Origin of the sequence: Enterobacter cloacae complex sp. 372C4, from assembly GCF_050030615.1 — a bacterium.
In the GTDB taxonomy this organism is placed as follows: domain Bacteria; phylum Pseudomonadota; class Gammaproteobacteria; order Enterobacterales; family Enterobacteriaceae; genus Enterobacter; species Enterobacter intestinihominis.
The window spans coordinates 2,069,671-2,096,036 of sequence record NZ_JBLGUQ010000001.1 but is presented as its reverse complement, the minus strand read 5'-3'; the positions used below and the strand labels follow the sequence as shown (position 1 = coordinate 2,096,036).

The following is a 26,366-nucleotide window of genomic DNA, read 5'->3' as shown; positions in this document are numbered from 1 at the left end:
CACACGGCAGGCTGTCAATGCCTGCCGTGACATCTCTTTACACCATTCCCGCCTTGAGCATTGCGCATAAATCGTGCATAACACCCTTATGTGCGTTTCGCGGGAAGGAAGACCATGAAATTTATTGGAAAGCTGCTTATCTATCTTCTGGTAGCCCTGCTCATTGTAGTGCTCGCCTTTTATTTTCTGCTCCAGACCCGCTGGGGCGCATCGCAGGTCAGTAGCTGGATCACGGTGAATACCGATTACGAGCTCAACTTTGACCTGATGGATCACCGCTTTTCATCCCCTTCTCACATTCTTCTGGAAAACGTTACCTTCGGACGAGATGGCAAACCGGCCACGCTGGTCGCTAAAAAAGTGGATATTGGCTTAAGCAGCCGCCAGATCACCGACCTGCTGCATATGGACGCCATCACCCTGTTCGATGGCACGCTGAATTTATCTCCACAGACGGCGCCGCTGCCGTTCCAGGCCGATCGTCTGCAACTGAATAACATGGCCTTTAACAGCCCGAATACGGAGTGGGATCTCAGTGCGCAAAAGGTGACCGGTGGCGTCAGCCCGTGGCAGCCCGAGGCGGGGAACGTACTGGGGAAAAATGCGCAAATCCAGATGAGCGCCGGGTCGCTCACGCTCAACGGCATACCGGCCAACAACGTGCTGATTCAGGGACAACTCAACGGCAAAGAGGTGGTGCTCAATACCATCGGTGCCGATATGGCGCGCGGCTCGCTTACGGGGTCGGCTCAGCGTAATGCCGACGGTGGCTGGGTTATCGACACCCTGCGTCTGAATGAGATACGCCTGCAAAGCGACAAATCGCTGCTGGATTTCTTCGCCCCTCTCTCCACCCTGCCTTCGTTACAGATTGGGCGGCTGGAAGTGACCGATGCCCGTCTACAGGGGCCAGACTGGGCGGTAACCGACCTTGATCTTAGCCTGCGTAACCTCACCCTGAGTAAAGGGGACTGGCAAAGCCAGGAGGGACGGTTATCCATGAACGCCAGCGAATTTATCTACGGCTCGCTGCATCTTTTTGACCCTATCCTGAACGCGGAATTCTCCCCACAGGGCATTGCGCTGCGTCAGTTCACTTCCCGCTGGGAAGGGGGCATGGTGCGCACCTCCGGCAACTGGCTGCGCGACGGGAACGCGCTGGTGCTGGACGACGTTGCCATTGCCGGGCTGGAATATACGCTTCCGGAAAACTGGAAAACGCTGTGGATGGATCCGCTCCCGGCATGGCTGAACAGCGTGACGCTGAAAAAATTCGGCCTGAGCCGCAACCTGGTGATCGACATCGATCCGGCGTTCCCATGGCAGATCACCTCCCTCGACGGTTATGGCGCTAATCTGCGTCTGGCGCAAGACCATAAGTGGGGCGTGTGGGGCGGTAACGCAACCCTGAACGGGGCGGCAGCAACCTTTAACCGCGTCGACGTGCGACGCCCGTCGCTGGCGCTGAATGCCAACGCCGCAACGGTAAACATTACCGACCTGAGCGCCTTTACCGAGAAAGGGATCCTGGAAGCGACCGCCACCGTGTCACAGCTGCCACAGCGACAAACCACCGTGAGCCTGAACGGGCGCGGTGTACCACTCAACGTTTTGCAGCAGTGGGGCTGGCCAGCGCTGCCGATTGCGGGCGACGGCAATATTCAGCTCACCGCCAGCGGCAGCGTGCAGGCGAATGCGCCGCTGAAGCCGACGGTGAACGGGAAGCTTAGCGCGGTGAATATGGATAAACAGCAGGTGCAACAGACCATGACCCGCGGGATGGTGTCGGCGGTGGCTCCGGCACAGTAAAAAGCCGGGTGGCGGCTTCGCCTTACCCGGCCTACGAGGTTTTGGTTCCCTCTCCCCGTGGGTGAGGACATCAGACCGCATAATTACCGTAGGCCCGGTAAGCAAAGCGCCACCGGGCATTTTTCCAGCTCAGAGGTGGATCACCACCTCATCCCCCTCGGCTTTCACCACCACACCCCACTCGCTGCCCGCATGTGAACCGCCTTTCACGCCGCCAACCTTTTGCACGTTGCGCAAGCACACCGACCAGTTTTGCGCATCTCCCGCGCCGGTAAAGGTCACGACGTCGCCCTGACGTGACGCCTTCAGCGTAAACACCACAGAACCGTCCGCCGCAGGCACTTCGCTTACCGCCGTTGCGCCATCGCTCAGGTTGAAGAGCTGGAAGGCTGTCCCCTCGTGCCACGCATAGTCCGGCTTCTGGTTATTATTGCCGAGCGCCAGCAGCGTGTTGTCGCGCACATAGACCGGCAGGCTCTGGAAATCGTGCTGCTGCTTATGCCAGCGGCTGCCCTCGATTACATCGTTGTGCCACAGGTGCGTCCAGCGCCCTTCCGGCAGCCAGAACTGCACGTCGCCCGCCTCGGAGAACACCGGCGCCACCATCATTGAATCCCCCAGCATGTACTGGCGGTCAAGGTAATCGCACGCCGGGTCGTCCGGGAACTCCAGCATCATCGCCCGCAGCATCGGCGTGCCGAACTCGCGGGCCAGCGCAGCCTGACGATACAGGTACGGCATCAGCTGGCATTTCAGCTGGGTGAAGTGGCGCACCACGTCGCAGGACTCATCATCGTACGCCCACGGCACGCGGTAGGATTTGCTGCCGTGCAGGCGGCTGTGGCTGGAGAACAGCCCGAAAGCGCACCAGCGTTTGTAGACGTGTGCCGGAGCGGTGTTTTCGAACCCGCCGATATCGTGGCTCCAGAATCCGAAGCCGGACAGGCCAATCGACAGCCCGCCGCGCAGGCTTTCCGCCATCGATTCATAGTTGGCGTAGCAGTCGCCGCCCCAATGCACCGGGAACTGTTGCGCACCCACGGAGGCAGAACGGGCAAACAGCACCGCCTCTTCTTCTCCCACCGTCTCTTTCAGCACGTTCCACACCAGTTCGTTGTAGATGTAGGCGTAATGGTTGTGCATCTTCTGCGGATCGGAACCGTCAAACCACTGGACGTCCGTCGGGATACGCTCGCCGAAGTCGGTCTTGAAGCAGTCGACGCCGATCTCCACCAGGCCTTTCAGCTTGTCGGCGTACCACAGGCACGCGTCCGGGTTGGTGAAGTCGTAGATCGCCAGCCCCGGCTGCCATTTGTCCCACTGCCACAGGGAGCCGTCCGGGCGCTTGAGCAGGTAGCCCTTCTCTTTCAGCTCACGGAAGATCGGCGATTTCTGGCCGATGTACGGGTTGATCCACACGCAGACCTTCAGCCCTTTCTCTTTCAGGCGGCGGATCATCCCTTCCGGGTCGGGGAAGGTCACCGGGTCCCACTCAAAATCGCACCACTGGAAGGCTTTCATCCAGAAGCAGTCGAAGTGGAACACGTGCAGCGGCAGGTCGCGCTCGGCCATGCCGTCGATAAAGCTGTTGACCGTCGCTTCGTCGTAGTTAGTGGTGAAGGAGGTGGTCAGCCACAGGCCGAACGACCACGCCGGCGGCAGCGCCGGACGCCCGGTGAACTGCGTATAGCGGTTTAATACCTCTTTTGGCGTCGGGCCGTCGATCACGAAGTACTCCAGATACTCCCCTTCCACGCTGAACTGCACTTTGGACACTTTCTCGGAGCCGACTTCAAACGAGACATTTTCCGGGTGATTCACCAGCACGCCATAACCACGGTTGGTCAGGTAGAACGGGATGTTTTTGTAGGACTGCTCGGTGCTGGTGCCGCCGTCGCGGTTCCAGGTTTCGACCGTCTGACCGTTGCGCACCAGGGCGGTAAAGCGCTCGCCCAGGCCGTAGACCGTTTCCCCCACGCCCAGATCCAGACGTTCAAACACATAGTTGCGATCGGTGTTGGTATCCTGCACGTAGCCGTTGTTTTTCAGCTGGCTGCCGGTAATGCGCTGGCCGTTGCGCAGGAAATCCAGCGCCCAGAACTCGCCTTTGGTGACGCGCACGCTGGCGCTGCCGCTTTTCAGCTCGGCAAATTCGGCGTTGTTTTCAATCTCTACCTTCACGTCTTTCAGAACGTTCAGCGGATAGTGCGGGCCGTTGTTCAGCGCGCCCTGGAAGTGCTCAATGCGCACCCCGACAATCCCTTCCTGCGGGGCAAACAGGCGCACCGTGAACATCAACGTGTCGAGCTGCCAGGTGCGTTCGCGCACGTCACGCGGCGCGACGTACACCACCAGGTCATTGCCCTGCTGCTCCACGTCGAACACCTGAACCGGATACGTCACGTTAAGGCCCGGTTGGATAAGCCAGTTTCCATCACTGATTTTCATGCTTACGTCCTCTTAGTTCTGCAATTCTTTACTGACCGGCAGGTTTTCAAACTCCTGCTGATTGCGGCGCGCACCTTGCGCCAGCTCGCGCAGGATTTTGGTCAGGAAGGGGGTTTTCAGCGTGTAGTAGCGTTTGGCGATAATGGCGCTCAGCACGTAGCAGATCGCCGGAGCCAGCGTAAACAGACCGATAATGATGCTGATGGTCGCGCTGTTCTGGGTTTTGGCTGCCGCGTCGTAGCCGCCGCCTGCCAGCATCCATCCGATCATCGCCCCGCCCAGCGCCAGGCCGAGTTTCAGCACAAACAGCGTGCCTGCAAAGCTGATGCCGGTCAGGCGTTTGCCGTTGGTCCATTCGCCGTAGTCGACGGTATCGGACATCATAACCCACTGAATCGGCGTCACCAGTTGATGCAGCACGCCGATAACGAAGATGAAGCCGAACATCAGCACGGTGGCATGCATCGGCACGAAGAACATCGCCACGCTGACCACCGCCAGCGCGGCGTTGGTCCACCAGAAGATGCTGACCTTACACTTCCAGTCGGTGAGCGGTTTCGCCAGCGCGGAGCCAATCAGGTTGCCGACGCAGTAGGTGGTGAGGAACGCGACGAACACTTCCGGCGAGCCCATGATCCAGGTGCAGTAATACATCATCGCGCCGCCGCGCACGCAGACGGCGAGAATGTTGAGGATGGTCAGCACGCCGACGATGCGCCACTGGTCGTTTTGCCAGATATCACGCAGATCTTCACGCATGGAGGTGGTGCTCGGCGGCACCTGGATGCGCTCTTTGGTGGTGAAGAAGCAGAACGCCAGCATCAGGAACGCGACCACCGACAGCACGGCGATCCCGCCCTGGAAGCCGAACGCCTTATCGTCGCCGCCGATCAGGTTCACCAGCGGCATCATCAGCACCGTGGAGAGCATGCCGCCCGCCGTCGCCAGCACAAAGCGCCAGGACTGGAGGGAGATACGCTGCGTCGGGTCGTTGGTAATTACGCCGCCCAGCGCGCAGTAGGGGATGTTGACCACGGTATAGAGCAGGGTCAGCAGCGTGTAGGTGATGGCTGCGTAAACCATTTTGCCGTTAAGGCTGAGGTCCGGCGTGGTATAAGCCAGCACGCAGACGATGCCGAACGGGATCGCGCCGAACAAAATCCACGGACGGAACTTGCCCCAGCGGCTGCGGGTGCGGTCGGCAATCAGCCCCATGCACGGGTCGGAGATCGCATCCAGCGCGCGGGCCAGCAGGAACATGGTGCCGACAAACCCGGCGGGAATACCAAAAATATCGGTGTAGAAAAACATCATGTAAAGCATGACGTTATCAAAAATGATATGGCTGGCGGCGTCTCCCATGCCGTAGCCAATCTTCTCTTTTACTGACAATACTTCGCTCATATTTTTATCCTTCACGCTGTAGGGGGCGCTGAGACCGGTTGCATTGGTTTTAAACCATTGTTTCAGGAGCGGGTATTGCGTTTTCTGGTTAAGAGATTACGTTTCTTGTTTTTTGTGATCGGGATAAAAGTTGATGAGCACGAAATGCTAACCTGAGGATTTTCTTAAGAATTAGCTGAAACAGGGGGATTCAGGTCAAAAGAGAGGTGAAAAAAGTGGTGTGGGGTATGTGGTAAATGCCTGAAAGTAGCTATAATGCGCCCCGCCTCCATGTAGCAATGCAGGCGCGGAAGATCGTCATCTCCGGTGAGGTGGCTGGACTTCAAATCCAGTTGGGGGCGCCAGCGTTCCCGGGCAGGTTCGACTCCTGTGATCTTCCGCCAAAGTTCCTCCTCATCCATCCGAGAAAGTCTTAAAAACCCTTTATTTTCAATCATAATCGTGGGCTAATCATCCGTAGCCGTCCGACAAGATCTCCCTGAATCCGTGAAAAATATGTATAGTGATGTGTATAGAACTTTTATACACATTTTTGACTTATACACATGCCACTCACAGACATTCAAATTAAACGAGCAAAGCCCCAAGACAAGCCCTACACATTGAACGATGGACAAGGCCTGTCATTACTCATCAATCCAGACGGCTCAAAGGGCTGGCGCTTCCGCTTTCGTTTTGCCGGTAAAGCACGGCTAATGTCATTTGGCAGCTACGACCTTGTGAGCCTCGCAGAAGCACGTGAGAAACGCGATACAGCTCGCAAGCAGGTAGCAAATGGCATAGATCCAGTAGAAGAACGTAAAGCCCAAAAGCTAGCACAGCAACTCTCAGCAGAGAATTCATTCGAAGCCATATGTCGAGAATGGCACACAAACAAAGCTGACCGCTGGACAGTGGCCTATCGCGAAGAAATCATTAAGACATTTGAACAAGATGTGTTCCCGTTCATTGGTAAACGCCCTATCAGTGAAATCAAACCATTAGAACTGCTTGAAGTATTGAGACGAATAGAGAAGCGTGGAGCACTAGAGAAGACCAGAAAAGTGCGCCAAAGATGCGGCGAGGTCTATCGCTATGCGATCATCACTGGTCGCGCTGAATACAATCCTGCTCCTGATTTGGCTATTGCTTTGGCCGTTCCGAAGCAAAAACATCATCCATTTTTATCTGTCGAAGAATTGCCTCATTTTATTCGGGATCTCGAAGCCTACACCGGTAGTATCATCACCAAAAATGCTACAAAGATAGTCATGCTAACTGGTGTAAGAACTCAGGAGATGCGCTTTGCTACGTGGGAAGAGGTTGATTTGGATAAGGGGGTTTGGGAGATACCAGCGGAACGTATGAAAATGCGTAGGCCTCACATTGTTCCTTTATCTACTCAGGTAGTTGACCTTTTCAAACAGCTCAAACCTATTACCGGCCATTACCCTTACATCTTTATTGGCAGGAACAACCGCAGTAAACCGATCTCGAAAGAAAGCGTATCGCAAGTGATTGAGTTACTTGGTTACAAAGGACGTGCTACAGGTCACGGTTTTAGACATACAATGTCGACAATTTTGCATGAGCAGGGATTTGATAGTGCATGGATTGAAATGCAATTAGCGCATGTGGATAAGAATAGTATTCGAGGAACTTATAATCATGCGCTGTATTTAGAGAAAAGGCTGCAAATGATGCAATGGTATAATAATTTACTTTACCCATCAAATAATTAATAAACCTTTTAATTAATATTAAGGGATTATATTGTGAATAAAGAAACCGTAATTAGTGTATTGATCCGAATTTTACAGGAACCTCGTGATGGTCTTATATTAATAAATGGAAGGTGGGGTGTTGGTAAAACTCATTTTTTACAGTATGAGTTCAAAAAGTTTTATAATAATGTAAGTCATTTTTATATGTCTGCACTAGGTTTAAATAGCTTGCAAGATTTTAAGGATAGAATGCTCAGTGTGACATATTTAGAAAACTCATCCGAGATAGAAAAACTTGGTGTGTTAACTGCAAGTGCTACATCAGCGCTTTCCCAAGAGGAAAGTATTGGAAAGCTTACCGATCAAGTAATTACAATCTTTTCGGGTGCGATGAGAGATTATGTTCTTAAAGACCTATCTGGTATATTTATTATCGACGACCTTGAAAGAATCCCCAAAGAATTACGAGATGAAATAGCGACCTATTGTTTACAACAATATCAAAAAAATAGACTGCTCAATTACATTTTAGTCGGCAATTTCTCAGAGCAAAGCGAGCAAATATTAAACCACAAAGAAAAAGTAATAAGCGATGAAATTCATTTCTCGGTCAACAATATTTCAGAGATTTTAGCGGAAAAACTAAAACACCAAGATGAAAAGCGCAGAGACACTATAACGAAAGTCATAATAGACTTTAACGAAACTAACTTGAGAATTATCAATAGAGTAGTTGTGAAATTATTACCTCTTATTGATGCATCAGAGATGGACGAGGAGGTTTGGGATGTAGACATTAAGAATCTAGTAAGCTCATTATGTGCACATATAATACTTAAAGAAAAATTTGCATATCAAAAAGATGATTATCGTGAAAATTATCTATCATCATCCCTTAAAACACTCTCAACTACATCTGACGATAAGACCAAACAGATTAGTAAAGAAGAAAGTAATTTATTAAACATCACTGCTTACAAATCTTACAATAATCTGATGGCTCCATATTGTTTCAATGCAATATCAAAAAGTGATATCCTTCCATATCTCTTCCCAAGAAGACAAAAATTACAAAAAAGTGATTATGCTGGCTTAGCACAACCTGAGTTATTCGATATTTCAGAAAAAGATTATTTAGATGAAGTTGAAAAAGTAATTCTCAAAAAAGACAACCCAAAACTCTCCATGTGGTTGATGGCTACTCATAATTACATTAGATTATCACAGTCAAATTACCTCCCAAAAAGAAAAGGTTTAACGAAGAAAGTAATTTTAAGTAAAAAAATAACTTTTAGCGACGAAGAAATAAAAACATATTTTTCTGATTTAAATCCTAACATCGATGATATACCTCTTCACGTTTTAAGACGGGATAATGATGATATGCATAATTTTTTTGTTGATAAATACAAGGATATAAAAAACCTTGAAAAGATAAACCAGCTAAAAGACAAAATGATTAACGAGGGTTGGTCTGCTATAGATGCGGATATTTATCAGTCAAAGTTCAAATTCAAGTTGCTCGAAAAGTTAAATGTAGACTTAATCATGTCTGCAATAAAAACTAAGTGGACCATTCGTGACATCAACACTTTTTCCAATCACTTAGCATCACTCTATAATTTCTCAAATTTATCTGACTTCCTATCAAGTGAGTTACCCCATCTCAGGAAGTTACATTCAGCCTTAAGCTCTTATCATAAAAGAATATCAAAATCTTTCCGAAAAGGCGCTATTATGCAATTAACAGATACGGTGGGAATTGTGAAGAAGGCTTTAGAAGAGAGTATTACTGCTAAATCTATAAATTCTTAACGTCTAACAAACAATCTCTTGGAAATTGATATTGAGTTAATGAAAAGCTCACTCTCGTGAGCTTTTATTTTCCTGCATTATCTTTCGAATTACCAGCATCCTGTTTATTTTGGAAAGTCATAAAGGTATTATACCAACTAGAAACACGAAATATAGCAAGAACGGCAGCTAACGCAGAGAACACGGAGTAAATGAATATAAAGTAGGCAAAAAAACTAAATGTTAACAATGCATACTTATAGAAAGCTCCTAAATAATAATACATAAAAGCATTATTTATAAGAATACTGCTATAGGCCTTGGTAACCAAGGCCGTAATAATAGTTAGCAACTGCAACAATATAAAATGGACAAAGGTTGCATTTACTGACATATAAGGAGAATATTCTACTTCTCCACTTTCATTTTTTTCATCACCAGTTATTATTTTTTTAAAGGCCTCATCACCAATAGCTATCCACATAGCAAAACCGCCTAATGAAAAGCCCAGAAGGTTCGGCATCAATGACAGGATATCATTCCACCACCCCTGATGAGACCAAGATGGATAAAGAATCACTGTCATTAAAAAAGCACACCAAAAATAGCGACTTTTAAACACAGCCCCAGCGCCACCATAGATTTTCCAGTATCTAGCCAATGCACTGGTTGATTCTTTTTCTTCACTCATTACTTTCTCAGAAGCCTCTTAAATTCATCTGCTAATGATTTTGCCCTTAATAACAATAGCTCAGAAACCGATGTTACGTCAGAATCATATGGTTCAACTCTTTGAAGTGGTAAGTCACTTGAGGCATGAACCTCTACTAATCCCGCCTCATTAATCCTGCGTATACTAACTGCACCATTTCTCGAAGCAATAAGAGCATCCTGTTTTAACTCACCATCAGGTTTGATTTCCTGCCCTCGCTCAGACTTATATGTTTTATCCTCTTCAATAACCCCAATACGCTTGAAACGCTTTTGCATAACACTTTCTGCAGAAGCGAGATCATCTGGGTTAGGACGTCGAGTGACCATATTTATACATGTAATACCTTTTAAAGAAAGCATACGTTCTACACTATCTGGCTCAGTCAATATTGTAACATTAACCTTTCCAAATTTCTCTATGACCCTCTCATGGGAAAATATCCCATTCAGAAAACTTTCTATTTGCCTTGATGTAAGATACCGACTCTTGTCCTGCATTTCGTAAACTAAAAGATGACTTGCAGGTAGAAAAACAAAAGAGAATCTAGCCACATTTGGTTTTAAATTATCAGGTATATTTATTCTTTCCTTTTCCTCATCTGAAGCTATATCTTTCTTTACGATATCGAACCAGTCGCCATTAACGTCAATATCTGTATACTTTAGAATCTCCCCCTCAAAAGGTTCACTAATTACCTGACCTTTCTTATAAGGATAAAAATATGATAAAGTTGCGAATGAGTCCCCTCTTAAATTAACATTGCTCGCATTTTTTCTTGCCATCCTGAATAACTCGACATATTTTTCTGGCGAGTGGGGGTGCATAGTTATATTCACAGCCCCGTAAGTTAATTTTTTTGCCCTTGCCATTTTTATCTTTGTTCCCTTATTGAGTGAAATAATCATATATACATGAAAGACTTAGGAAAAACCTTGTCTTAACGCACACCAGCCAATAGCCAAAAGAAATAAAAATACAATTTCATATTCAAGATAGGAATATTATTTCCACGGATAATGCTCATTGGTTCCCACTACCAGATTCGTAAAAATTAAAAAAACAATATCCCAGAACAGCGCGCAATGCTCTCCCCGCCCCGCCTGCCCGCTTAAGGAGGCGCTTTTAATGCAGGTGCATGAACGGCCTCAGAGCGCGCCATTGCTGGCGCTGGCGGGGGATTCAGTGTCGTTAAAACGCATGCAAAACCATGCACCTTATGCATGCATGGCTTTTAAACGTAAAAATGGCGGGATTTTCGGGGATTTTTAAGCGGACTACTGCACGGCCAGTTCTGCACGGCGGCGGGTGTAATTCAGGCTCTGTGCAGGCGTGAATTTTTCTCGATTATCATCGCGCGAAGCCGCGTCAGGCCTGAATCCGATGACCGTTAAAATGTCATTATCCTGCGCCGGATAATTAATTTTTTCACCGGCGGCCAGCCAGAGCTGTAGCGCCTCGCGCAGATAATCGAGCGAGTGCTGCATGGCGCAGCGCTGAATGGCGGGATGTTGCCCGGAATAATTCATCAGCTCAGGAGCAAGGGCGGCGGCCAGCTCCGCGCCGTGCGCCTGCATAAAATCATTCAGACGGTTACGTATGCTGATGCGCTGCACCTCCTCATGCGAGCGGATATAACGCCCGGCAGCCTGATTTATTTCCCACTTTTTCACCTCGATAATCTCGCGCAGCGTTTGCAGGCTCCGGCCGCTGTGGCCGCTGCCGGCAAGCTGTTCGCGGTATGCCTGTTCGGCCTGCGTCAGTTCTTCCCTGCGTTGCAGCCAGGCGGATTTGTTTGCCTGACTGGCCTCAAAGGCTTTCTGTAGCGTCAGTGTGGTCACGTATGTTTCTCCTGATGACTGGCCGTGCTTACGCACCGGCACGGTTAACGGTGGCCGCCGGTGCGGGTAGCGGGATAACCGGCTCTGTCACCGGTGAACGAATAACCCCGTCGATGGATTCAAGCGTGCGGAACGTGGCCGAGCACTCGATGTTCATGCACTGGTGATAGCGCTGTTTGACGTTATCGGACAGATAGCGACTGGTGCGGGAATGCGCGCTGGTTTTGCAGAACGGGCAGTGAAACATGCTTACCCCTCCGCTTCTGTCTCGCCATTTTCAGCCAGCTTTCTGGCAAGCATCATTCTCTTCGCAGGGCTGCGTAACAGCTCCGTATCAACGTCAGTAATCTGCGGCCGGTGCATGCCCGTCACGGACAACACCGGCTCCTGCGTCATATCGAAGTGATACAGGCTGCCCTCACGGCTCAGCGCATCGCGCAGCTCGCCGGTGGCCACGGACTCCGGTGCGCTTTCTCCCTTCATTTCGAGGGCACGAATGCGCAGCAGGAAAGCGCGGATGAGGGTGACAGGAACCGCATTGACAGCCTGAGCCCATTCCGCACCGGCGTAAGCGGTAAAGGCATCTTCATGCGCTGAAAGGTATTTATTGCCGGTGGAGCAGGCATTCAGCATGGCGCGTGTCCGGTCGGTCTCCAGCTCCGCAATCAGACCGGTGAACTCGTCGGCCAGCTCGCGGCTGGCTATACGCCTGCTGTGCTCAGCCTTCATTTCAGGGGTGAGACTGCCGCGCAGGGTGCGAAAGCGGCTGCGCCAGTCCTGCTCCGCCTCAGTGCTCTCATCGAGGGCGGTCTGCCGCTCCTGCTTACAGCGTTCAATGGACGTATCAATCTCTTTCAGAACCTGCATGCTGGCCGCGTGGGTGTCTCTTGCCGCAGTGAATGCGCTAAGCTTGTCGGTGATACGCTGGCTGTTCTCTGCGTACCGCTGAGCGGCAACGTCTTGCAGGGCGGTAATGACTGTTTCGGGTTTCATGTTCAGGCTCTCCGTTTATTCAACCTGAAATGATTCTGCCCTTCATGACACAACATCTCGATTCATTGCAGTTGTGGCAGTTCTGGCACAAACAGCACTTTAAACCCGGCTTGCCAGATAAAGGTCTCAGCAAAACCTTACTCATCGTTTGTTTTTTTACATATAACTGTTCACTACTGTTCACCTTAAATAAAAATATAAGTAATACAGTAAGATAAAGGGTGAACAGTTGAGGGTCTGACTGTTCACCGTCTGTTCACCACTGTTCACCCATCTTCTGAACTCTCCTGGAGGTGTATATATTTTTTATTAATAAAAAATAAGCTATTAACCACTTTTGGTTATGTATGGATGTGCCAGAATGTGCCAAAGGATACCCACGATATACCAGAACATTGTCAGAGATTGTCGCTGTATAAAAAACAGTCTGCTGTGTGGTGAAGTACTGCAAAATGACTTGTTGCCCTGAGGGAAAATATTCACAAAATAGAGAGCTACCCGAGGCCGGACGGACATGACCGGCACTGTATGGACTTTATGAGGTAGCCCGATGCACACCGCTTTTTCTTCCCCGTCTTCTGCCCCTGCCACCCCACTGATGCCGGTTTCTGATGCCGTTCAGGAGCGCTTTCTCCGCCTGCCCGAAGTGATGCATCTGTGCGGCCTGTCCCGGTCAACCATTTACGACCTCATCAGCCGGGAAGCCTTCCCGAAACAAATCTCCCTCGGTGGAAAAAATGTGGCGTGGGCGCAGTCTGAAATCACCGCATGGATGGCAGATCGCATTGACGAACGCAACCGGGGCTATGACGCATGATGATGACCGTTCAGCATTCAGCCCCTTTTTCTGGCTTGCTTCCTGTCGTCGTTTCCAGGTATAGTTTTCCCGCTGTCGCAAAATCGGCAGCCGGAATTGGCGTTCCGAATAACTTCAAGGCGACACGCCATGCGTGTTTTTTTATGTCGTTGCTCAGGCACACCCATTTTCAGGGCTGTGGTGTTTATTCGTGCACCCGAGTCCTTTTCTGATAATGGTAGTCCGGGCGGGGCAGCCTTCGGGCTGGCCGGTTTCCTTGAAGGCCGGTTACGCCAACCCCGTTCGGGCTGCCACCAGTGAAATTGGCGTTTCCGGTGGTAGTTTTTCAAACTACTTCAAGGAGGCTGCCATCATGGCTACTACCCTCACCCCATCGTACCCGCAGTTTGTCTTTGTGTTTGCCGCCGTTCGTCGTGCAGACCGTAAACCCCGTATCTGTATGCTCCGCACCGTTGCCGGTGATGAACACGCCGCACGCCTGTCGCTCGTTCGCGACTACGTTCTGTCGTTCGCTGGCCGCCTGCCGATTGCGGAGGTGCGTGCATGAGACACACCACCATTACCGCCCGTGACCTCGAATGTCTGGAGCATATGCGCAACGTCGGCCAGCTCGTCAATGAGCTGATGCAGGTGCAGGACTGCGCCACCGTTCGTCGTGACCCTGCGCAGCAGTCGCAACTCACCTCCGTGATTTACCTTATGACCGCTCAGCTCGACGGCGTGGTAGAGCGCTGCAATCAGCGCTGGCTGACCGGGGAGGGCAACGTATGAAAAAGCCTTTACCGCCCGTATTACGCGCCGCGCTATATCGGCGCGCCGTGGCCTGTGCATGGCTGACCCTGTGCGAACGCCAGCACCGCTATCCGCACCTCACCCTTGACGCGCTGGAAAGCGCCATTGCCGCCGAGCTGGAGGGCTTCTACCTGCGCCAGCACGGCGAGGAAAAAGGCCGCCAGATTGCCTGTGCACTGCTGGAAGATTTAATGGAAGCCGGACCACTCAAAGCCGCGCCGTCGCTGTCCTTCCTCGGGCTGGCCGTGATGGATGAACTCTGCGCCCGTCACATGCAATCGCCTGTTGTGCACTGAGGGAGAAAATAACGATGAAAATGAACGTAACAGAGACGGTAAAACAGGCGTGCGGCCACTGGCCGCGCATTCTCCCGGCGCTGGGTGTGAAGGTCATTAAAAACCGGCATCAGGCCTGCCCGGTGTGTGGCGGCTCTGACCGTTTCCGCTTTGACGATAAAGAGGGGCGAGGGACGTGGCTCTGTAATCAGTGCGGCGCGGGGGATGGCCTGAAACTGGTCGAAAAGGTGTTCGGTGTAAAACCATCAGAGGCAGCCCAAAAGGTGAACGCCGTGACCGGCAACCTGCCACCGGTTGCCCCGGAAGTGATTGCGGCCGCAGAGGCTGAAACGGAGGCTGACCGCCAGGCGGCGGCCGCGCTGGCCGTCAGGCTCATGGAGAACACCCGACCGGCCAGCGGCAACGCCTACCTGACCCGCAAAGGCTTCCCCGACCGGGAATGTCCGGTACTGACGTCGATGCATAAAACCGGCGGCGTGACGTTCCGCGCCGGTGATGTGGTTGTCCCGCTGTATGACGATACCGGCGCGCTGGTAAACCTTCAGCTTATCAGTTCTGACGGTCTCAAACGCACCCTGAAAGGCGGGGCGGTAAAAGGAGCGAGCCATACCATCGAAGGGAAAAAACAGGCCGGAAAACGCCTGTGGATAGCGGAGGGCTATGCGACCGCGCTCACCGTGCATCACCTGACCGGCGAAACCGTCATGGTGGCGCAGTCGTCCGTGAACCTCCTTTCTCTGGCGAGCCTTGTCCGCCAGAAACACCCGGCCTGTCAGATTGTCCTCGCCGCCGACCGTGACCTTAACGGTGACGGCCAGAACAAAGCCGCTGCGGCCGCAGGAGCCTGTGAGGGCGTTGTTGCCCTGCCGCCGGTGTTCGGTGACTGGAATGATGCGTTTATGCAGCACGGCGAAGAGGCCTCGCGGAAAGCCATTTATGACGCCATCCGGCCACCGGCGCAAAGCCCGTTTGATACCATGAGCGAGGCGGAGTTTACCGCCATGAGCGCCAGCGACAAGGCTCTGCGGGTGCATGAGCATTACGGCGAAGCGCTGGCGGTGGATGCGAACGGACAGCTCCTGTCCCGCTATGAAAACGGCATCTGGAAAAATATCCCGGCAGCCACTTTTTCACGGAATGTGGCTGACTTATTCCAGCGCCTGCGCGCCCCGTTCTCATCCGGGAAAATTGCCTCGGTGGTGGAGACCCTGAAACTGATTATTCCGCAGCAGGCCGCACCGGCACGGCGTCTGATTGGCTTTCGCAACGGGGTGCTCGATACCCAAAGCGGCATATTCAGTCCACATCATAAATCGCACTGGCTGCGCACGCTGTGCGACGTGGATTTTACCCCGCCGGTGGAAGGCGAAATGCTGGAGACTCACGCGCCGAATTTCTGGCGCTGGCTTGACCGGGCGGCCGGTAAAAATCCACAAAAGCGCGACGTGATACTCGCTGCGCTTTTTATGGTGCTGGCGAACCGCTATGACTGGCAGCTCTTTCTCGAAGTCACCGGTCCCGGCGGGAGCGGCAAAAGTATTCTGGCCGAAATCGCGACCCTGCTCGCCGGAGAGGATAACGCCACGTCGGCCGACATCGACACGCTGGAAGACCCGCGCAAGCGTGCCTCCCTGATTGGCTTCTCGCTGATACGTCTGCCTGACCAGGAAAAATGGAGCGGTGACGGCGCAGGACTAAAGGCCATCACCGGCGGCGATGCGGTCTCGGTTGACCCGAAATACCAGAACCCGTACTCAACACATATTCCGGCGGTGATTCTGGCCGTGAACAATAACCCGATGCGCTTCACCGACCGCAGCGGCGGTGTGTCACGTCGCCGGGTGATTATTCATTTCCCGGAGCAGATTGCCCCGGAGGAACGCGACCCGCAGCTCAGGGATAAAATTGCGCGCGAGCTGGCCGTCATCGTGCGCCAGCTTATGCAGAAATTCAGCGACCCAATGGCTGCACGCGCGCTGCTCCAGTCGCAGCAGAACTCCGACGAGGCACTCAGCATCAAGCGCGATGCTGACCCGACGTTTGATTTTTGCGGTTATCTGGAAATGCTGCCGCAGACCAGCGGGATGTTTATGGGTAATGCCAGCATCGTCCCGCGTAATTACCGTAAGTATCTCTATCACGCGTATCTGGCCTATATGGAGGCCAACGGGTACAGAAACGTGCTCAGCCTGAAAATGTTCGGGCTGGGGCTGCCCATGATGCTGAAAGAGTACGGCCTGAATTATGAAAAGCGGCACACAAAGCAGGGGATACAGACCAACCTGTCGCTGAAAGAAGAAAGCTACGGCGACTGGCTGCCGAAATGCGATGAACCCGCAGCGACATAACCCACTCCAGACCGGCTACAGCCGGTCTTTTTCTTTCCGGCAATTGCCATAAGGTGAACAATGCACTGTTTACCCTTCACCAACTCATCACCACTTAACTGCATGATATAAAATGAGAAATAACCGAGGTGAACAGTGTGAACAGTTAAATGCAAAAAAACTTTTTTATCATCATCTACACTCTGCTCGCTGTCATATAATTCTGTACCGTATTCACGATATGCTGTTGAAAGTAATTTTTTAAAATATCAAGGGCGGTCAAATCGTCCGCATTCAATGAGGTTAATAATGGCGCAGGATGCCTGGGTGGTGCAATTGCAGATGCTATTAGCTCATATACCTGTCAAGGATGTAATGGTTAATGCGGTTGGAAGCTTTGTTGGTGGTGTAGCACTCATTTGGCTCGCAATGAGTAAGCATGGAGTTCGTATTTTAAGGTCAAAGTTAGCAAGACCTAATGTACGTATCGAACGTCGTAGAACACCTGAAAATATATTCTCAGGGATAGAGCTTGGTGCTCCATCTCGCTGGGTTGAACAACAACTAGGTGTTCCTAACCGCATAGGGGATAAATGGTGGGGATACAGGTTTTCAGACTCATTGGTTTCTCTGACATTCGATTCAAACGATTCTATTGAAACCATCGCAGTGGCATTGATTGACCATGATACAACTTTCGAATTTCCATCTTGGCACCTTTGCTGTCCACCGCTGGGAAGATTAACCCTAAAAGATCTTATGGAAGAGGAACACTTAACTTTGGAGTATAGGGAGTCCTTACGGCATCAAGAACTCCTAGTTTCAGGAAGAGAGGGGCCACCAGGTGCATGGAATTATGTTGCTTTTGGGGCGCTGTCGCCTCATGCCCCTGGGCAGTTGTTACCGAGTGATTTTGAATGGGATAGGGCTAATGAAACTCTTCTTAGCAGTTCAAAAGATGTAAAAATCAACTGGGCAGCAGTTTCAAGCACCTCATACATCGATGTTTTTCCATGGGATTTAGGTTTAACGCTTCGACCTTGATAGCCACGATTTGGCGTATCTGCTTATATTGGTAAGTAGGGCAGGTATTCGTGAATGGGATTAGTGTTCAGGCCAAAATTTTTGACCTAAAGAGGTTGTATAAAAAACGAATGCATCCGCCAGTGTGTATAGATTTGTGTATAGGTTTATTTTTGATATTCTGTTTTTATAGTTAAATCAATTGCTTAGTTTGTTTTGTTGACTCCTGTGATCTTCCGCCAAAAATGCACTATGTTCCCATAAAATTTTTAAGCAATTTGAGGGCAATGTTATGCGCTATCGTGGCATTCGAAAATGGGTCAATCCAAGCCAATCACAACATTTACTTTATTTCGCGCAAACTTTTGAGGAAATGTTTTTTACCTTCAGCCTAGACACATATAAACCATCCGCAATGAATGCCAGCTTGCTTTGTAATGAGGCATTAATTGTGATTGCCGCCGTTGAGTCTGGTGATATAAAAGAACCAAATATAAAACATGTTTTGAGTGAACTTTGCGAAAATCTTGAGAAAGATGAAATAGCTCAAAGTCTCATTGATGAGGAATTGAAAGATATAAATGCTATATTAAAAAATGACAAAGTAGATATCTCATCCAAGAAAACCACTATTGAGATTTTATCTAATTACCTTTCATTAAGAAAATACAAAGAAAAAAATGAAGAATTACTTTCTGATGCTATAATAAAGAACTCGGATTTTAATAGAATAAGGAAACTTGCTCGTAGTTATGCCACTACGCTGTTAAATTTTGGCTTTAGCGATAAATATATATATTATGCAACACTATCATATTTCTACCATGACTCTGAAAGAATTGAAAACAACTCAAATATAAATAATTTTTTTAAAAAATTTCCAAGTAAAACAGAAAAATACACCGTTATATATAAAGCATCTTTCCTTTTTGAAAAACTAAAAGACGCATGTGCAAATTTCAAAATTGTTATCGATAAAGAATTTCCGATAAAGGAAGGGATTTTTTCAGATAATAACACGCGGAATATATTATCGAAACATGACGGTGTATATTTATTATTAGATGATATACCTGCACGTGATTTCGACTCTGCAAAAGCAAAAGCGGATCATTTATTAAAAATTTTCGGCACTCTCTTTTCGTTATTTCATCACAAGGAGACTTTAGATTTCAAAGACGACTGTTTGATAATAAATAAAGAAAGTGAACAACTTACTAAAAGAGGAAAGCAAGTTAACGCAATGCATAAATGCGTTGATATGAAAGCACAAAAATCATCAAGAATCCTTAATGAATTCATTTCCAATTTCAGACTTGAAGAGGACTCTTTTGATAAATTTACCAATGCTGCACAACTACATTCACTTGCTTTAAATAGCGGCTCCGAACAAAATCAACTAATTAACCTCTGGATTGCACTTGAATCTATAATTCCAACAAATGGTAATGTAAGCAATATTGAAAATATAATTAATTCCACTTTACCATTTTTGAATATGATGTATTACAAAAGACTTGTTAATAAATTAATAGCTGACATCCTTAATTGGAACAGACGAGCAGGGATTAATGCAGTAAAATCCATTTCTGGCGCAAATCTTTATATAAAATACATTAAACTTTTTGCTTTAGAAGAAAACAAACATATACTTACAACTCTGAAGGAAAAAACAAGAGATTTCCATTTACTTAAAGATAGAATTTGTTTTTTTGAAGAGTTATTTAAATCTCCAAAAAATATCTTAAATGGCTTAGACATACATGGTCAAAGAGTTGCACAACAGATAAGACGTATTTACAGAGCCAGGAACCTTATAGTTCATACAGGGAATCTCCCTAGTTACACATCCATACTTATTGAAAATTTACATGACTATTTAGATGTGGTTATAGGTACACTCATTGAGCTGAATATTTCTCAGAGAAGAATATCTACTATTTCACAAGGATTTAAAATGATGGAAATTAGATACTCTTCTTATCGAAGAAAACTCGAGGTTAAAAACCTAAAATTTAAAGAAGATAATATTGATTCTTTGTTCCATTAATCTAACCTTTAGGCTCAATTCCTAATTTCGACAATTCTTTCCGACCTAGGTTTTTGAGCCAGTTTCCTAGACTCATATCAGCATCCTTAGCAGCTTCATCAAACTGTGCCTTCAACTCCGGCGTAATACGAATTTGAAAAGTTGGTGCTTTTCCGGATTTAGATTTGTTAGGGTCGCGTTTAGCTGTTGACATGTACGTACCTAAAAGAGCAAGATATCTTCACTGAGGTACGTACCTTATCATACGAAGACCTCAAATTGAAACGCCCTCGCCAGGTACTCGCAATACCGGACGAGAGCTAACCTCACCAACTATCAAGGAGTTGATTATGGCTGATTCGCATTCTACCCCAGACACCGACCAATCCGGAACCGAGCATTCGTTAATTGTGGGATACCGCCCGAATGTTTACGACAAATCTACGCCGAGAATCATCCTTTCCGGAAAGTGGCTGCGCGCGGCGGGGTTTGATACCGGACAGCAGGTCACAGTAAAGGTCATGAAAGGGTGCATCGTACTGGTGGCGTATAACGAGCAGGAGCAGCGTTTGCAGGACGATTATAAACGGACGAAAGCAAAGCTTATTGAGATAGAGGACGCGCTTGCAGCGATCCAAATTCCACATGCTGGAAAGCGCCTCGCAAAATCAAATACAAACCACCTGGCTTAGCGGCTGTTTCTGGCATACTACGAGCTTACAGACATTATCCTTATGAAGCATTTCTGATAAGGGTGGACGGGTCGAAAATGCAGTTGTTCGGTTTTATCGAACAACTGCCAGCGAGGCAGCCAAGTGAAAACCTTAAATGAAGTGATTGCGTCACGCTCACCGGAAAGCCAACAGCGCATTCAGGAGATGGCAGAGGAAATGTTCCTCGAAACCGGTCTGCAACTTCTGCGTGAAGAGCTCCAGCTTTCGCAAAAACATGTCGCCGATCTTATGGGCGTAAGTCAACCTGCGGTAACACAACTGGAGCAGCGTGGAAACGATCTGAAGATTGCTACGCTTAAGCGTTACATCGAAGCGATGGGCGGAAAACTTAGCATTAACGTGGAACTACCCACTGGCAAGCAGGTTGCGTTTCATCTCTAGCGCGATTGTATCTGTAGTTGATGGCGCAACTATATAAGCCGCATTTTACATCCACCTCAGAAAATTAATTCTGCGACGTGCGCCACACCCCAGGCGTACAACCATACTCCGTCTGAAAATGACGAATAAAGTGCGCGCAGTCGCTGAATCCCATCCGCTGCGCAATATCCGTCACGCTTTGCTGCGAGTTCTTCAGCAGCCAGCAAGCATAGCGCAGTCTGGCGCTGCGGATAAATTCGCGGGCCGTTTTGCCGAATTCTGCGTGGAACAGACGGTTGAGCTGGCGTTCACTCAATGCCACTTCTCGCGCAAGCCCGGCGGTAGTGAGCGGCCGGGTCAGGAACTGTTCAATCAGCATGACGGCGCGGCGCAACCGCGAGTCAGGGATAAGCGCAAGATTCGCCGGACGTGGGGTAGCAATTTCATGCGGAACGAGCGACAAACGCTGACAGGTGGTGCTGGCGATATCATCCCCGGCATGGGCGCGGATAAGCTCAGTTGCCAGCGTCAGGGTGGAAATACCGCCCGGGCAGGTCAGCACATCACCATCGTCGATGAAATCATACCCTTGCTCAGCATAAACCAGCGGGAAAGCCTGCCGAAATGCATCAAGGTGGAAAGGATGGATGGACGCTCGTCGTTCATTCAGCAATCCTTCCTGTGCGAGGACAAAACTGCCGGTGCCAATGCCAATGAGCGGAACCCCGGCATGGTGGGCATGTGCCAGATACGCTTTATCCCCCTGATACCCTAAGTCCAGATACTGCAATTCACCGCCGATAACAGCAAGGTAGTTAAAACTGTCCGGCGGCCCATGGGGAGAATCCGGCCTCATGATAATCCCCGCATTGCTGATAATCGGGATATCAGGAAATTCACTTATCAGGCTGATTTTAAATGCTAATTTATCCTGAGCTTTCGCTGCATAACGCAGCGCTTCCAGCAATCCAGATACCGCCAGAAGTGAATAACGGGGCCATAATATCAACCCAATATGCAGACACTTTTCCGGTACTGATTTCCCCCCATCGGAGGAGTCAAATACACTTTTCATTTACTTGCCAAATTTAAAATTAATTACATTATCGCAACATGTTCTGTCGCACTTTATATTTCTAAGATAATCCTGATATTTTAAATCAAGCATAAATGAGACGGGAGGAAAATATAATGTTTTTCTCGTTTATATCATTCTTTTTTTGAACCACGACACACATATGTCGGTAATGTTCCTAAGGTAAAGATATAGTTACCATTATGTTGTTCATTGATACGCATATAAATACTCTTGCCCGGATAGACAAAAAATTGCGGTTCATATTTTTCCAGCCATCTGTCGTCGACATTATCGTCCGGGAACGTCATATTTTTTTCTGACGTCAGCAAATAGAGATGATCTTGTCTCTCCACCCGAAAGGAAATTTTCCTGTCGATGGTTTTACCCGGATCGCTCTTTGCCCGGCCATTCATGCTCAGGGTGCCGAATTTCCCGTCGAAGGTGTAATTCAGCCAGACCGTCAGCGTCTCATCCGGATGGTGCTGTACCAGATTAGCCTGGCATGAAAAAGGCTGAACGTAAGTTCGGTGCCACAGGTAATAGCCCGTCAGCACGCCTGCCGTGACGAGGCCCGTCACGATGATATACAGCATCTGCCGAAAACGAGTCATGCTAGCTATCCTTCAGGAAATAATCAGATATACAGCGGTTCGGTTCTTTCATTGGCCGGTCGCAGCGAATAACCGACGCACGAGGAAGCAGAGCGTACCAGCTGATGTAAACCCAGGGATATTGCGCGCATTCAGCCTTGAATTGTTCCACATAGGTCAGCGCGGAAGCGCGTTCAGCGTGAGTCTGAATGTCGTTCGCAAGATAAACGCGACAGGCTCCGACGGATGCCGCAAAACGGTAATCCTCAATAAAACGGTTTTCTGTGGCGTTCATATATCCCGTCACGCCTGCCCCGGCCAGGATGACCAATAGCCCCATGACGACAGCCAGCCAGCGCGTGGGCTTCCTGGCAACGGGCGTTGCTGGCGCGGAAGATGTTGATACCTCCTCGATCGCTGGCGCCTCCACACATTGTCCCTCTGCGGGTTGAGGCGCGACAGGCGAAGACTCTCTGACGGTTATTTGCGTGTCGCTTGCCAGCGTCAGCCCAATACGGGGAATGGTAACGATAGGGTCAGTTTCAAAACCAATCTTTTTGAGCCCTTTGCGCAGAATGGAGATGTTCTGGTAATAGGTATTGGAGGAGACAAGCATGCCGCGGCTTTGCCAGACAATATCAAGGAACTCTTGCTGAGTGACAATCGACCCCGCTCTGTCGATTAATAACAACAGGCATCGGCCTGCTGGCGAATTTAACACAACCACACGGTCAGGATTGTTGATATCACGTAACGTGCTGGCCGCAGGATGAAATTCGACGATATTATTTATAATGTAATGCTTATGCATAGGGGCAGTATGAATTCTCCGGTTAACAGATGTTGAACCTGAGTCACCGCATGTATGTGATGACATTCGCGTCGGGATTAATGTGACTGATTAACAGCATGCTGTATATCTTCGCCATTGGCGAAAAATCTTAATTTATATTTCATCCCTTAAGCTTCATTGAACCTGCATAAGAACTCAACCCTTGTAGAATGTGGCTTGCAGAGCCGATTCATCCGCGATCATCCTCATTATGATGTTTTGTGAAGTGAATTTCCGCTCCACAGAAGTATCTGACTATCGACAGCATCTCTTTTATCAGAGCCTCTCCTTTTGGCGCACTCCTCGCCTCTTGACATTGACAAATATCTACATAAAAAAACATTGTACGCCACGGACATGCGTGTCTGAAATATTCAGTACTCTTAAGCCTTAAGTTTTCTCAACCTGACAAATATCAATAAGTTACATGGTTTTTGTATGCTTTTCACCCACCTCTCTATCAGTTTTTATCGATGATAACATTCGTAAATGGTTATTCCCCGTCAGCAACTTCACACCCGCACTGACACCAGACGACAAACTCCTTACAAAACATTTATCAAAGCTAAATTTTCATTAAAAATAGCGGCTATCATAATTTACAGAAAGCGAAGCGGAATAAGACCAATCAGAGGGAAGCGTCGTAACCGGTCTCGATCTCAGTAATTAATACAATTTTAGATTAATTCAGATTACCTCTTTATTGGCCGACGTATAGTAGGCCTACACTATGCAATACGTCATTGCTTCGAGAATACTGGCGATACCCTTATAAATAATTCGCCTGATTACTATTATAATTCGAGGAATAACATGACGAACAATAACCAAATAACACAGCATATTACTGTTGCATTGATGGGCGGCGATCATTATGCAAGAAACGGCATTAAAACGTTATTACGCAGCATCCGCGACGACCTTCACATCATTATCATCGAAGGAGGTTATCAGGAACTGGATAAGGCGCTGTCGTCGATTCGTATCGATATCTTATTTATATCCGGCGCAGAGAAATACCATACAGGGTATGGCTCACTGAAATATTTAAAAAAAATCAAAGCCACGCATCCAGAGGTGATTATCTGCCTGTACTCAACCTCTGCCCATTCCCTGTTATGGGCCAGGGAAGATATTGATGCCTATATCTCGCTACAGAACACGGTTTATCAGTGGCGGATAAAGCTAGCAAAAATGGTCGATAGCCATTATCGGCCCCAAAAGCAGCCAGCGGCGTTATCGCTGACGCCAGGAGAAAGGAGGGTATTAAAGGAACTCAGGAACGGACTGGATATACGTTACATCGCAGAACTGGAGAAACTTTCTTATCGCCGCGTGAGCGCTTTAAAAAGCTCAGCGATAAGGAAACTCGGGCTCAGGAATAAGACAGATTTGCTGGTCTTTTTAACCAGTTAGACCTGCCGCTTTCAGAGCAAATCTCGTAATAAAAAAACCAAGGAACCATGAAATGAAAGCACGCCTTACTTGCCAATCTCTGCTGGCATTAAGCATTGCCGCCCTGCTGCCAGCGGGCTCAGCACTGGCCGCCACCACCAGCGGCGGCACGGTTAACTTCAGCGGTAAAGTGGTGACCTCCGCCTGTGCCATCAGCGCCGGTAGCGCCAATATCGACGTCGACATGGGTGAAGTGCGTACCGCCACGCTGGCTGCCGCAGGCAGTGAAGCCAGTACCGCAAAAGCCTTCTCCATCACGCTGGAGGATTGCGAAATCGCCGATACCTCCGCGTCCACGGAAGATAACCCCATTGCCGCAACGACCGTGGCTATCACCTTCACCGGTACGCCGGACAGTACCGATGTGAATAGCCTGGCCGCGGGAGTAAACGGCGGCGCGGGCTCGGCGCAGCATGTCGCTATCCGTCTTTATGATGAACAGGGCAACGTCGTCAGGCTGGGTGAGCCGGCAGCAGCGATCCCCCTGCGTGCGGGGGCGAACACCCTGAACTTCAGCGCGAAATATTACTCCCCACTGGGCAACGCCACGGCGGGTGATGCCAGCGCGGTCGCAACCTACACCGTGACCTATTCGTAATCTTCAGGCCCGGTCTGCTGGCCGGGTCTGACTCAGCTTTCAGGAGACGCACAATGCGCGTAAACACATGGATTTGTCTGGCTGGCACGTTATGTTCATCCGCCGTGTATGCAGGCGGCGTGGGGTTGGGTGCAACGCGGCTGGTCTACGCAGGCGCGACGACGCAGACGATGATGCAGGTAAGAAATACCCACCCTGATGCCACGTTCCTGATCCAGTCATGGATGGAAGACGAGAAAGGGAGCCGTACCAACGACTTCGTCATCACGCCGCCGCTGTACGTCATGAAGCCCGCCAGCGAAAGCGCGGTGAAAATCATATTCAGCGGCAACGCACTGCCAGCCGATCGCGAAACGCTGTACTGGATGACGGTCAAAGCTATCCCACAGCAGGTTAAAAACGGTTCCGGCAATTCGCTGCAATTCGCCTCTGCCAACCGCATCAAGGTCTTTTATCGCCCTGAGTCGCTTCGGGAAGGCGCAGGAGAGGCATGGAAAAACCTTGCCGGCGCCTACCGCGCGGGCAAGGTCACGCTGACCAACCCAACGCCGTATTACCTCACCACCATTAACCTGAAAATTGATGGCAGGCCGGTGTCGCCCGTCATGGTGCCGCCGAAAGCCAGCGTGACGCTGGCAGACACCTTCAGCCATGCGAGCAGCATGAGCTACCAGACGATTAACGATTATGGGGCCTGGACGCCCGTCACCCGCACGTCATTGTCCCAATAA

The 26,366-nt window shown here is 49.4% G+C and carries 26 protein-coding genes, 1 tRNA gene and 1 pseudogene; 17 read left to right on the top strand and 11 right to left on the bottom strand.

All coding sequences use genetic code 11. The annotated features are described in order from the left end of the window. The first annotated feature begins 114 nt into the window (after positions 1-114). Positions 115-1,809: an AsmA family protein gene (locus tag ACQG11_RS10090; RefSeq protein WP_395036727.1), complete on the top strand. Its 1,695-nt coding sequence runs from the start codon at positions 115-117 to the stop codon at positions 1,807-1,809. Between the two features lie 129 nt (positions 1,810-1,938). On the opposite strand, the gene yicI is transcribed toward ACQG11_RS10090, so the two are convergent. After that, the gene (gene yicI, locus ACQG11_RS10085; RefSeq protein WP_063163330.1) at positions 1,939-4,257 is read right to left on the bottom strand and encodes an alpha-xylosidase; all 2,319 of its coding nucleotides are present in this window, start codon (positions 4,255-4,257) and stop codon (positions 1,939-1,941) included. Between the two features lie 12 nt (positions 4,258-4,269). Next, on the bottom strand, positions 4,270-5,661 hold the full coding sequence (locus ACQG11_RS10080; RefSeq protein ID WP_015570055.1) for a glycoside-pentoside-hexuronide family transporter: 1,392 nt from the start codon (positions 5,659-5,661) through the stop codon (positions 4,270-4,272). Between the two features lie 288 nt (positions 5,662-5,949). Between ACQG11_RS10080 and ACQG11_RS10075 the strand changes: the two genes are divergently transcribed. The 3 genes from ACQG11_RS10075 to ACQG11_RS10065 all read left to right on the top strand — a co-directional run bounded on the left by ACQG11_RS10075 (position 5,950) and on the right by ACQG11_RS10065 (position 9,179). After that, a tRNA-Sec gene (locus ACQG11_RS10075) sits at positions 5,950-6,044 on the top strand. A 162-nt stretch (positions 6,045-6,206) separates the two neighbouring features. After that, the gene (locus ACQG11_RS10070; protein ID WP_421633254.1) at positions 6,207-7,382 is read left to right on the top strand and encodes a tyrosine-type recombinase/integrase; all 1,176 of its coding nucleotides are present in this window, start codon (positions 6,207-6,209) and stop codon (positions 7,380-7,382) included. Positions 7,383-7,415: 33 nt separating this feature from the next. Continuing rightward, positions 7,416-9,179 carry a P-loop NTPase fold protein gene (locus tag ACQG11_RS10065; RefSeq protein ID WP_421633255.1) on the top strand — a complete coding sequence of 588 codons (1,764 nt, stop codon included), beginning with the start codon at positions 7,416-7,418 and terminating at the stop codon, positions 9,177-9,179. Positions 9,180-9,243: 64 nt separating this feature from the next. On the opposite strand, the gene ACQG11_RS10060 is transcribed toward ACQG11_RS10065, so the two are convergent. Then, positions 9,244-9,849, bottom strand: coding sequence for a hypothetical protein (locus tag ACQG11_RS10060; RefSeq protein ID WP_421633256.1), 606 nt, complete (start codon positions 9,847-9,849; stop codon positions 9,244-9,246). Further along, positions 9,849-10,778, bottom strand: a complete 930-nt coding sequence (locus ACQG11_RS10055) for a DUF4747 family protein (protein WP_421633257.1) — start codon at positions 10,776-10,778, stop codon at positions 9,849-9,851. The genes ACQG11_RS10060 and ACQG11_RS10055 overlap by 1 nt, the downstream gene beginning before the upstream one ends. A gap of 220 nt (positions 10,779-10,998) precedes the next feature. Here ACQG11_RS10055 and ACQG11_RS10050 point away from each other — a divergent pair, with 220 nt between their 5' ends. Next, positions 10,999-11,142, top strand: a complete 144-nt coding sequence (locus tag ACQG11_RS10050; RefSeq protein WP_421633258.1) for an acetyl xylan esterase — start codon at positions 10,999-11,001, stop codon at positions 11,140-11,142. A 5-nt stretch (positions 11,143-11,147) separates the two neighbouring features. Here the strand turns inward: ACQG11_RS10050 and ACQG11_RS10045 are convergent, their stop codons facing one another. Genes ACQG11_RS10045 through ACQG11_RS10035 form a run of 3 tightly spaced genes read right to left on the bottom strand, consistent with a single transcriptional unit; the run spans position 11,148 to position 12,704 of the window. Continuing rightward, a complete protein-coding gene (locus tag ACQG11_RS10045; protein WP_421633259.1) occupies positions 11,148-11,711 on the bottom strand; it encodes a phage polarity suppression protein in 564 nt (187 codons plus the stop codon). Positions 11,712-11,739: 28 nt separating this feature from the next. Next, positions 11,740-11,958: an ogr/Delta-like zinc finger family protein gene (locus ACQG11_RS10040; protein WP_023323621.1), complete on the bottom strand. Its 219-nt coding sequence runs from the start codon at positions 11,956-11,958 to the stop codon at positions 11,740-11,742. Positions 11,959-11,960: 2 nt separating this feature from the next. Next, positions 11,961-12,704: a capsid protein gene (locus ACQG11_RS10035; protein ID WP_421633260.1), complete on the bottom strand. Its 744-nt coding sequence runs from the start codon at positions 12,702-12,704 to the stop codon at positions 11,961-11,963. Positions 12,705-13,254: 550 nt separating this feature from the next. Between ACQG11_RS10035 and ACQG11_RS10030 the strand changes: the two genes are divergently transcribed. The 7 genes and pseudogenes from ACQG11_RS10030 to ACQG11_RS10000 all read left to right on the top strand — a co-directional run bounded on the left by ACQG11_RS10030 (position 13,255) and on the right by ACQG11_RS10000 (position 20,009). Then, positions 13,255-13,521 carry a helix-turn-helix transcriptional regulator gene (locus ACQG11_RS10030; protein ID WP_063163337.1) on the top strand — a complete coding sequence of 89 codons (267 nt, stop codon included), beginning with the start codon at positions 13,255-13,257 and terminating at the stop codon, positions 13,519-13,521. Then, a pseudogene (locus ACQG11_RS10025) lies at positions 13,518-14,068 on the top strand (host cell division inhibitor Icd-like protein). Before ACQG11_RS10030 ends, ACQG11_RS10025 begins: the two are co-directional and overlap by 4 nt. Continuing rightward, positions 14,065-14,292: a hypothetical protein gene (locus ACQG11_RS10020; RefSeq protein WP_017692848.1), complete on the top strand. Its 228-nt coding sequence runs from the start codon at positions 14,065-14,067 to the stop codon at positions 14,290-14,292. The pseudogene ACQG11_RS10025 and the gene ACQG11_RS10020 overlap by 4 nt, the downstream one beginning before the upstream one ends. Further along, positions 14,289-14,609: a DUF5375 domain-containing protein gene (locus ACQG11_RS10015; protein ID WP_047723413.1), complete on the top strand. Its 321-nt coding sequence runs from the start codon at positions 14,289-14,291 to the stop codon at positions 14,607-14,609. The genes ACQG11_RS10020 and ACQG11_RS10015 overlap by 4 nt, the downstream gene beginning before the upstream one ends. A 14-nt stretch (positions 14,610-14,623) precedes the next feature. Further along, on the top strand, positions 14,624-16,957 hold the full coding sequence (locus ACQG11_RS10010; RefSeq protein ID WP_421633261.1) for a primase-helicase zinc-binding domain-containing protein: 2,334 nt from the start codon (positions 14,624-14,626) through the stop codon (positions 16,955-16,957). A gap of 288 nt (positions 16,958-17,245) precedes the next feature. Beyond that, the gene (locus ACQG11_RS10005; protein ID WP_074141230.1) at positions 17,246-17,980 is read left to right on the top strand and encodes a hypothetical protein; all 735 of its coding nucleotides are present in this window, start codon (positions 17,246-17,248) and stop codon (positions 17,978-17,980) included. 271 nt (positions 17,981-18,251) lie between these two features. Next, positions 18,252-20,009 (top strand): hypothetical protein, encoded by a 1,758-nt coding sequence (locus ACQG11_RS10000; protein WP_426728347.1) that lies wholly within the window; start codon positions 18,252-18,254, stop codon positions 20,007-20,009. A 1-nt stretch (position 20,010) separates the two neighbouring features. Here ACQG11_RS10000 and ACQG11_RS09995 read toward each other — a convergent pair whose 3' ends face one another. Beyond that, positions 20,011-20,202 carry a toxin-antitoxin system HicB family antitoxin gene (locus ACQG11_RS09995; protein WP_072034772.1) on the bottom strand — a complete coding sequence of 64 codons (192 nt, stop codon included), beginning with the start codon at positions 20,200-20,202 and terminating at the stop codon, positions 20,011-20,013. A gap of 136 nt (positions 20,203-20,338) precedes the next feature. Between ACQG11_RS09995 and ACQG11_RS09990 the strand changes: the two genes are divergently transcribed. Further along, positions 20,339-20,680 (top strand): SymE family type I addiction module toxin, encoded by a 342-nt coding sequence (locus tag ACQG11_RS09990; protein WP_063150631.1) that lies wholly within the window; start codon positions 20,339-20,341, stop codon positions 20,678-20,680. Positions 20,681-20,803: 123 nt separating this feature from the next. Then, a complete protein-coding gene (locus ACQG11_RS09985; protein ID WP_023299004.1) occupies positions 20,804-21,103 on the top strand; it encodes a helix-turn-helix domain-containing protein in 300 nt (99 codons plus the stop codon). Between the two features lie 64 nt (positions 21,104-21,167). Here the strand turns inward: ACQG11_RS09985 and ACQG11_RS09980 are convergent, their stop codons facing one another. From ACQG11_RS09980 to ACQG11_RS09970, 3 genes are all read right to left on the bottom strand, one after another. Further along, the gene (locus ACQG11_RS09980; protein ID WP_038415011.1) at positions 21,168-22,049 is read right to left on the bottom strand and encodes a GlxA family transcriptional regulator; all 882 of its coding nucleotides are present in this window, start codon (positions 22,047-22,049) and stop codon (positions 21,168-21,170) included. Positions 22,050-22,291: 242 nt separating this feature from the next. Next, entirely contained in the window at positions 22,292-22,771 is a 480-nt protein-coding gene (locus ACQG11_RS09975; protein WP_426728346.1) for a hypothetical protein, read from the bottom strand. 1 nt (position 22,772) lies between these two features. Next, positions 22,773-23,561, bottom strand: coding sequence for a winged helix-turn-helix domain-containing protein (locus ACQG11_RS09970; protein ID WP_426728345.1), 789 nt, complete (start codon positions 23,559-23,561; stop codon positions 22,773-22,775). Positions 23,562-24,395: 834 nt separating this feature from the next. On the opposite strand from ACQG11_RS09970, the gene ACQG11_RS09965 reads away from it, so the two are divergent. The 3 genes from ACQG11_RS09965 to ACQG11_RS09955 are packed head-to-tail and all read left to right on the top strand — an operon-like array spanning position 24,396 to position 26,366. Continuing rightward, entirely contained in the window at positions 24,396-24,998 is a 603-nt protein-coding gene (locus ACQG11_RS09965) for a helix-turn-helix domain-containing protein (protein WP_022646604.1), read from the top strand. Positions 24,999-25,050: 52 nt separating this feature from the next. Then, positions 25,051-25,635, top strand: a complete 585-nt coding sequence (locus ACQG11_RS09960; RefSeq protein ID WP_022646603.1) for a fimbrial protein — start codon at positions 25,051-25,053, stop codon at positions 25,633-25,635. Positions 25,636-25,688: 53 nt separating this feature from the next. After that, positions 25,689-26,366, top strand: a complete 678-nt coding sequence (locus ACQG11_RS09955) for a fimbrial biogenesis chaperone (RefSeq protein ID WP_058676793.1) — start codon at positions 25,689-25,691, stop codon at positions 26,364-26,366.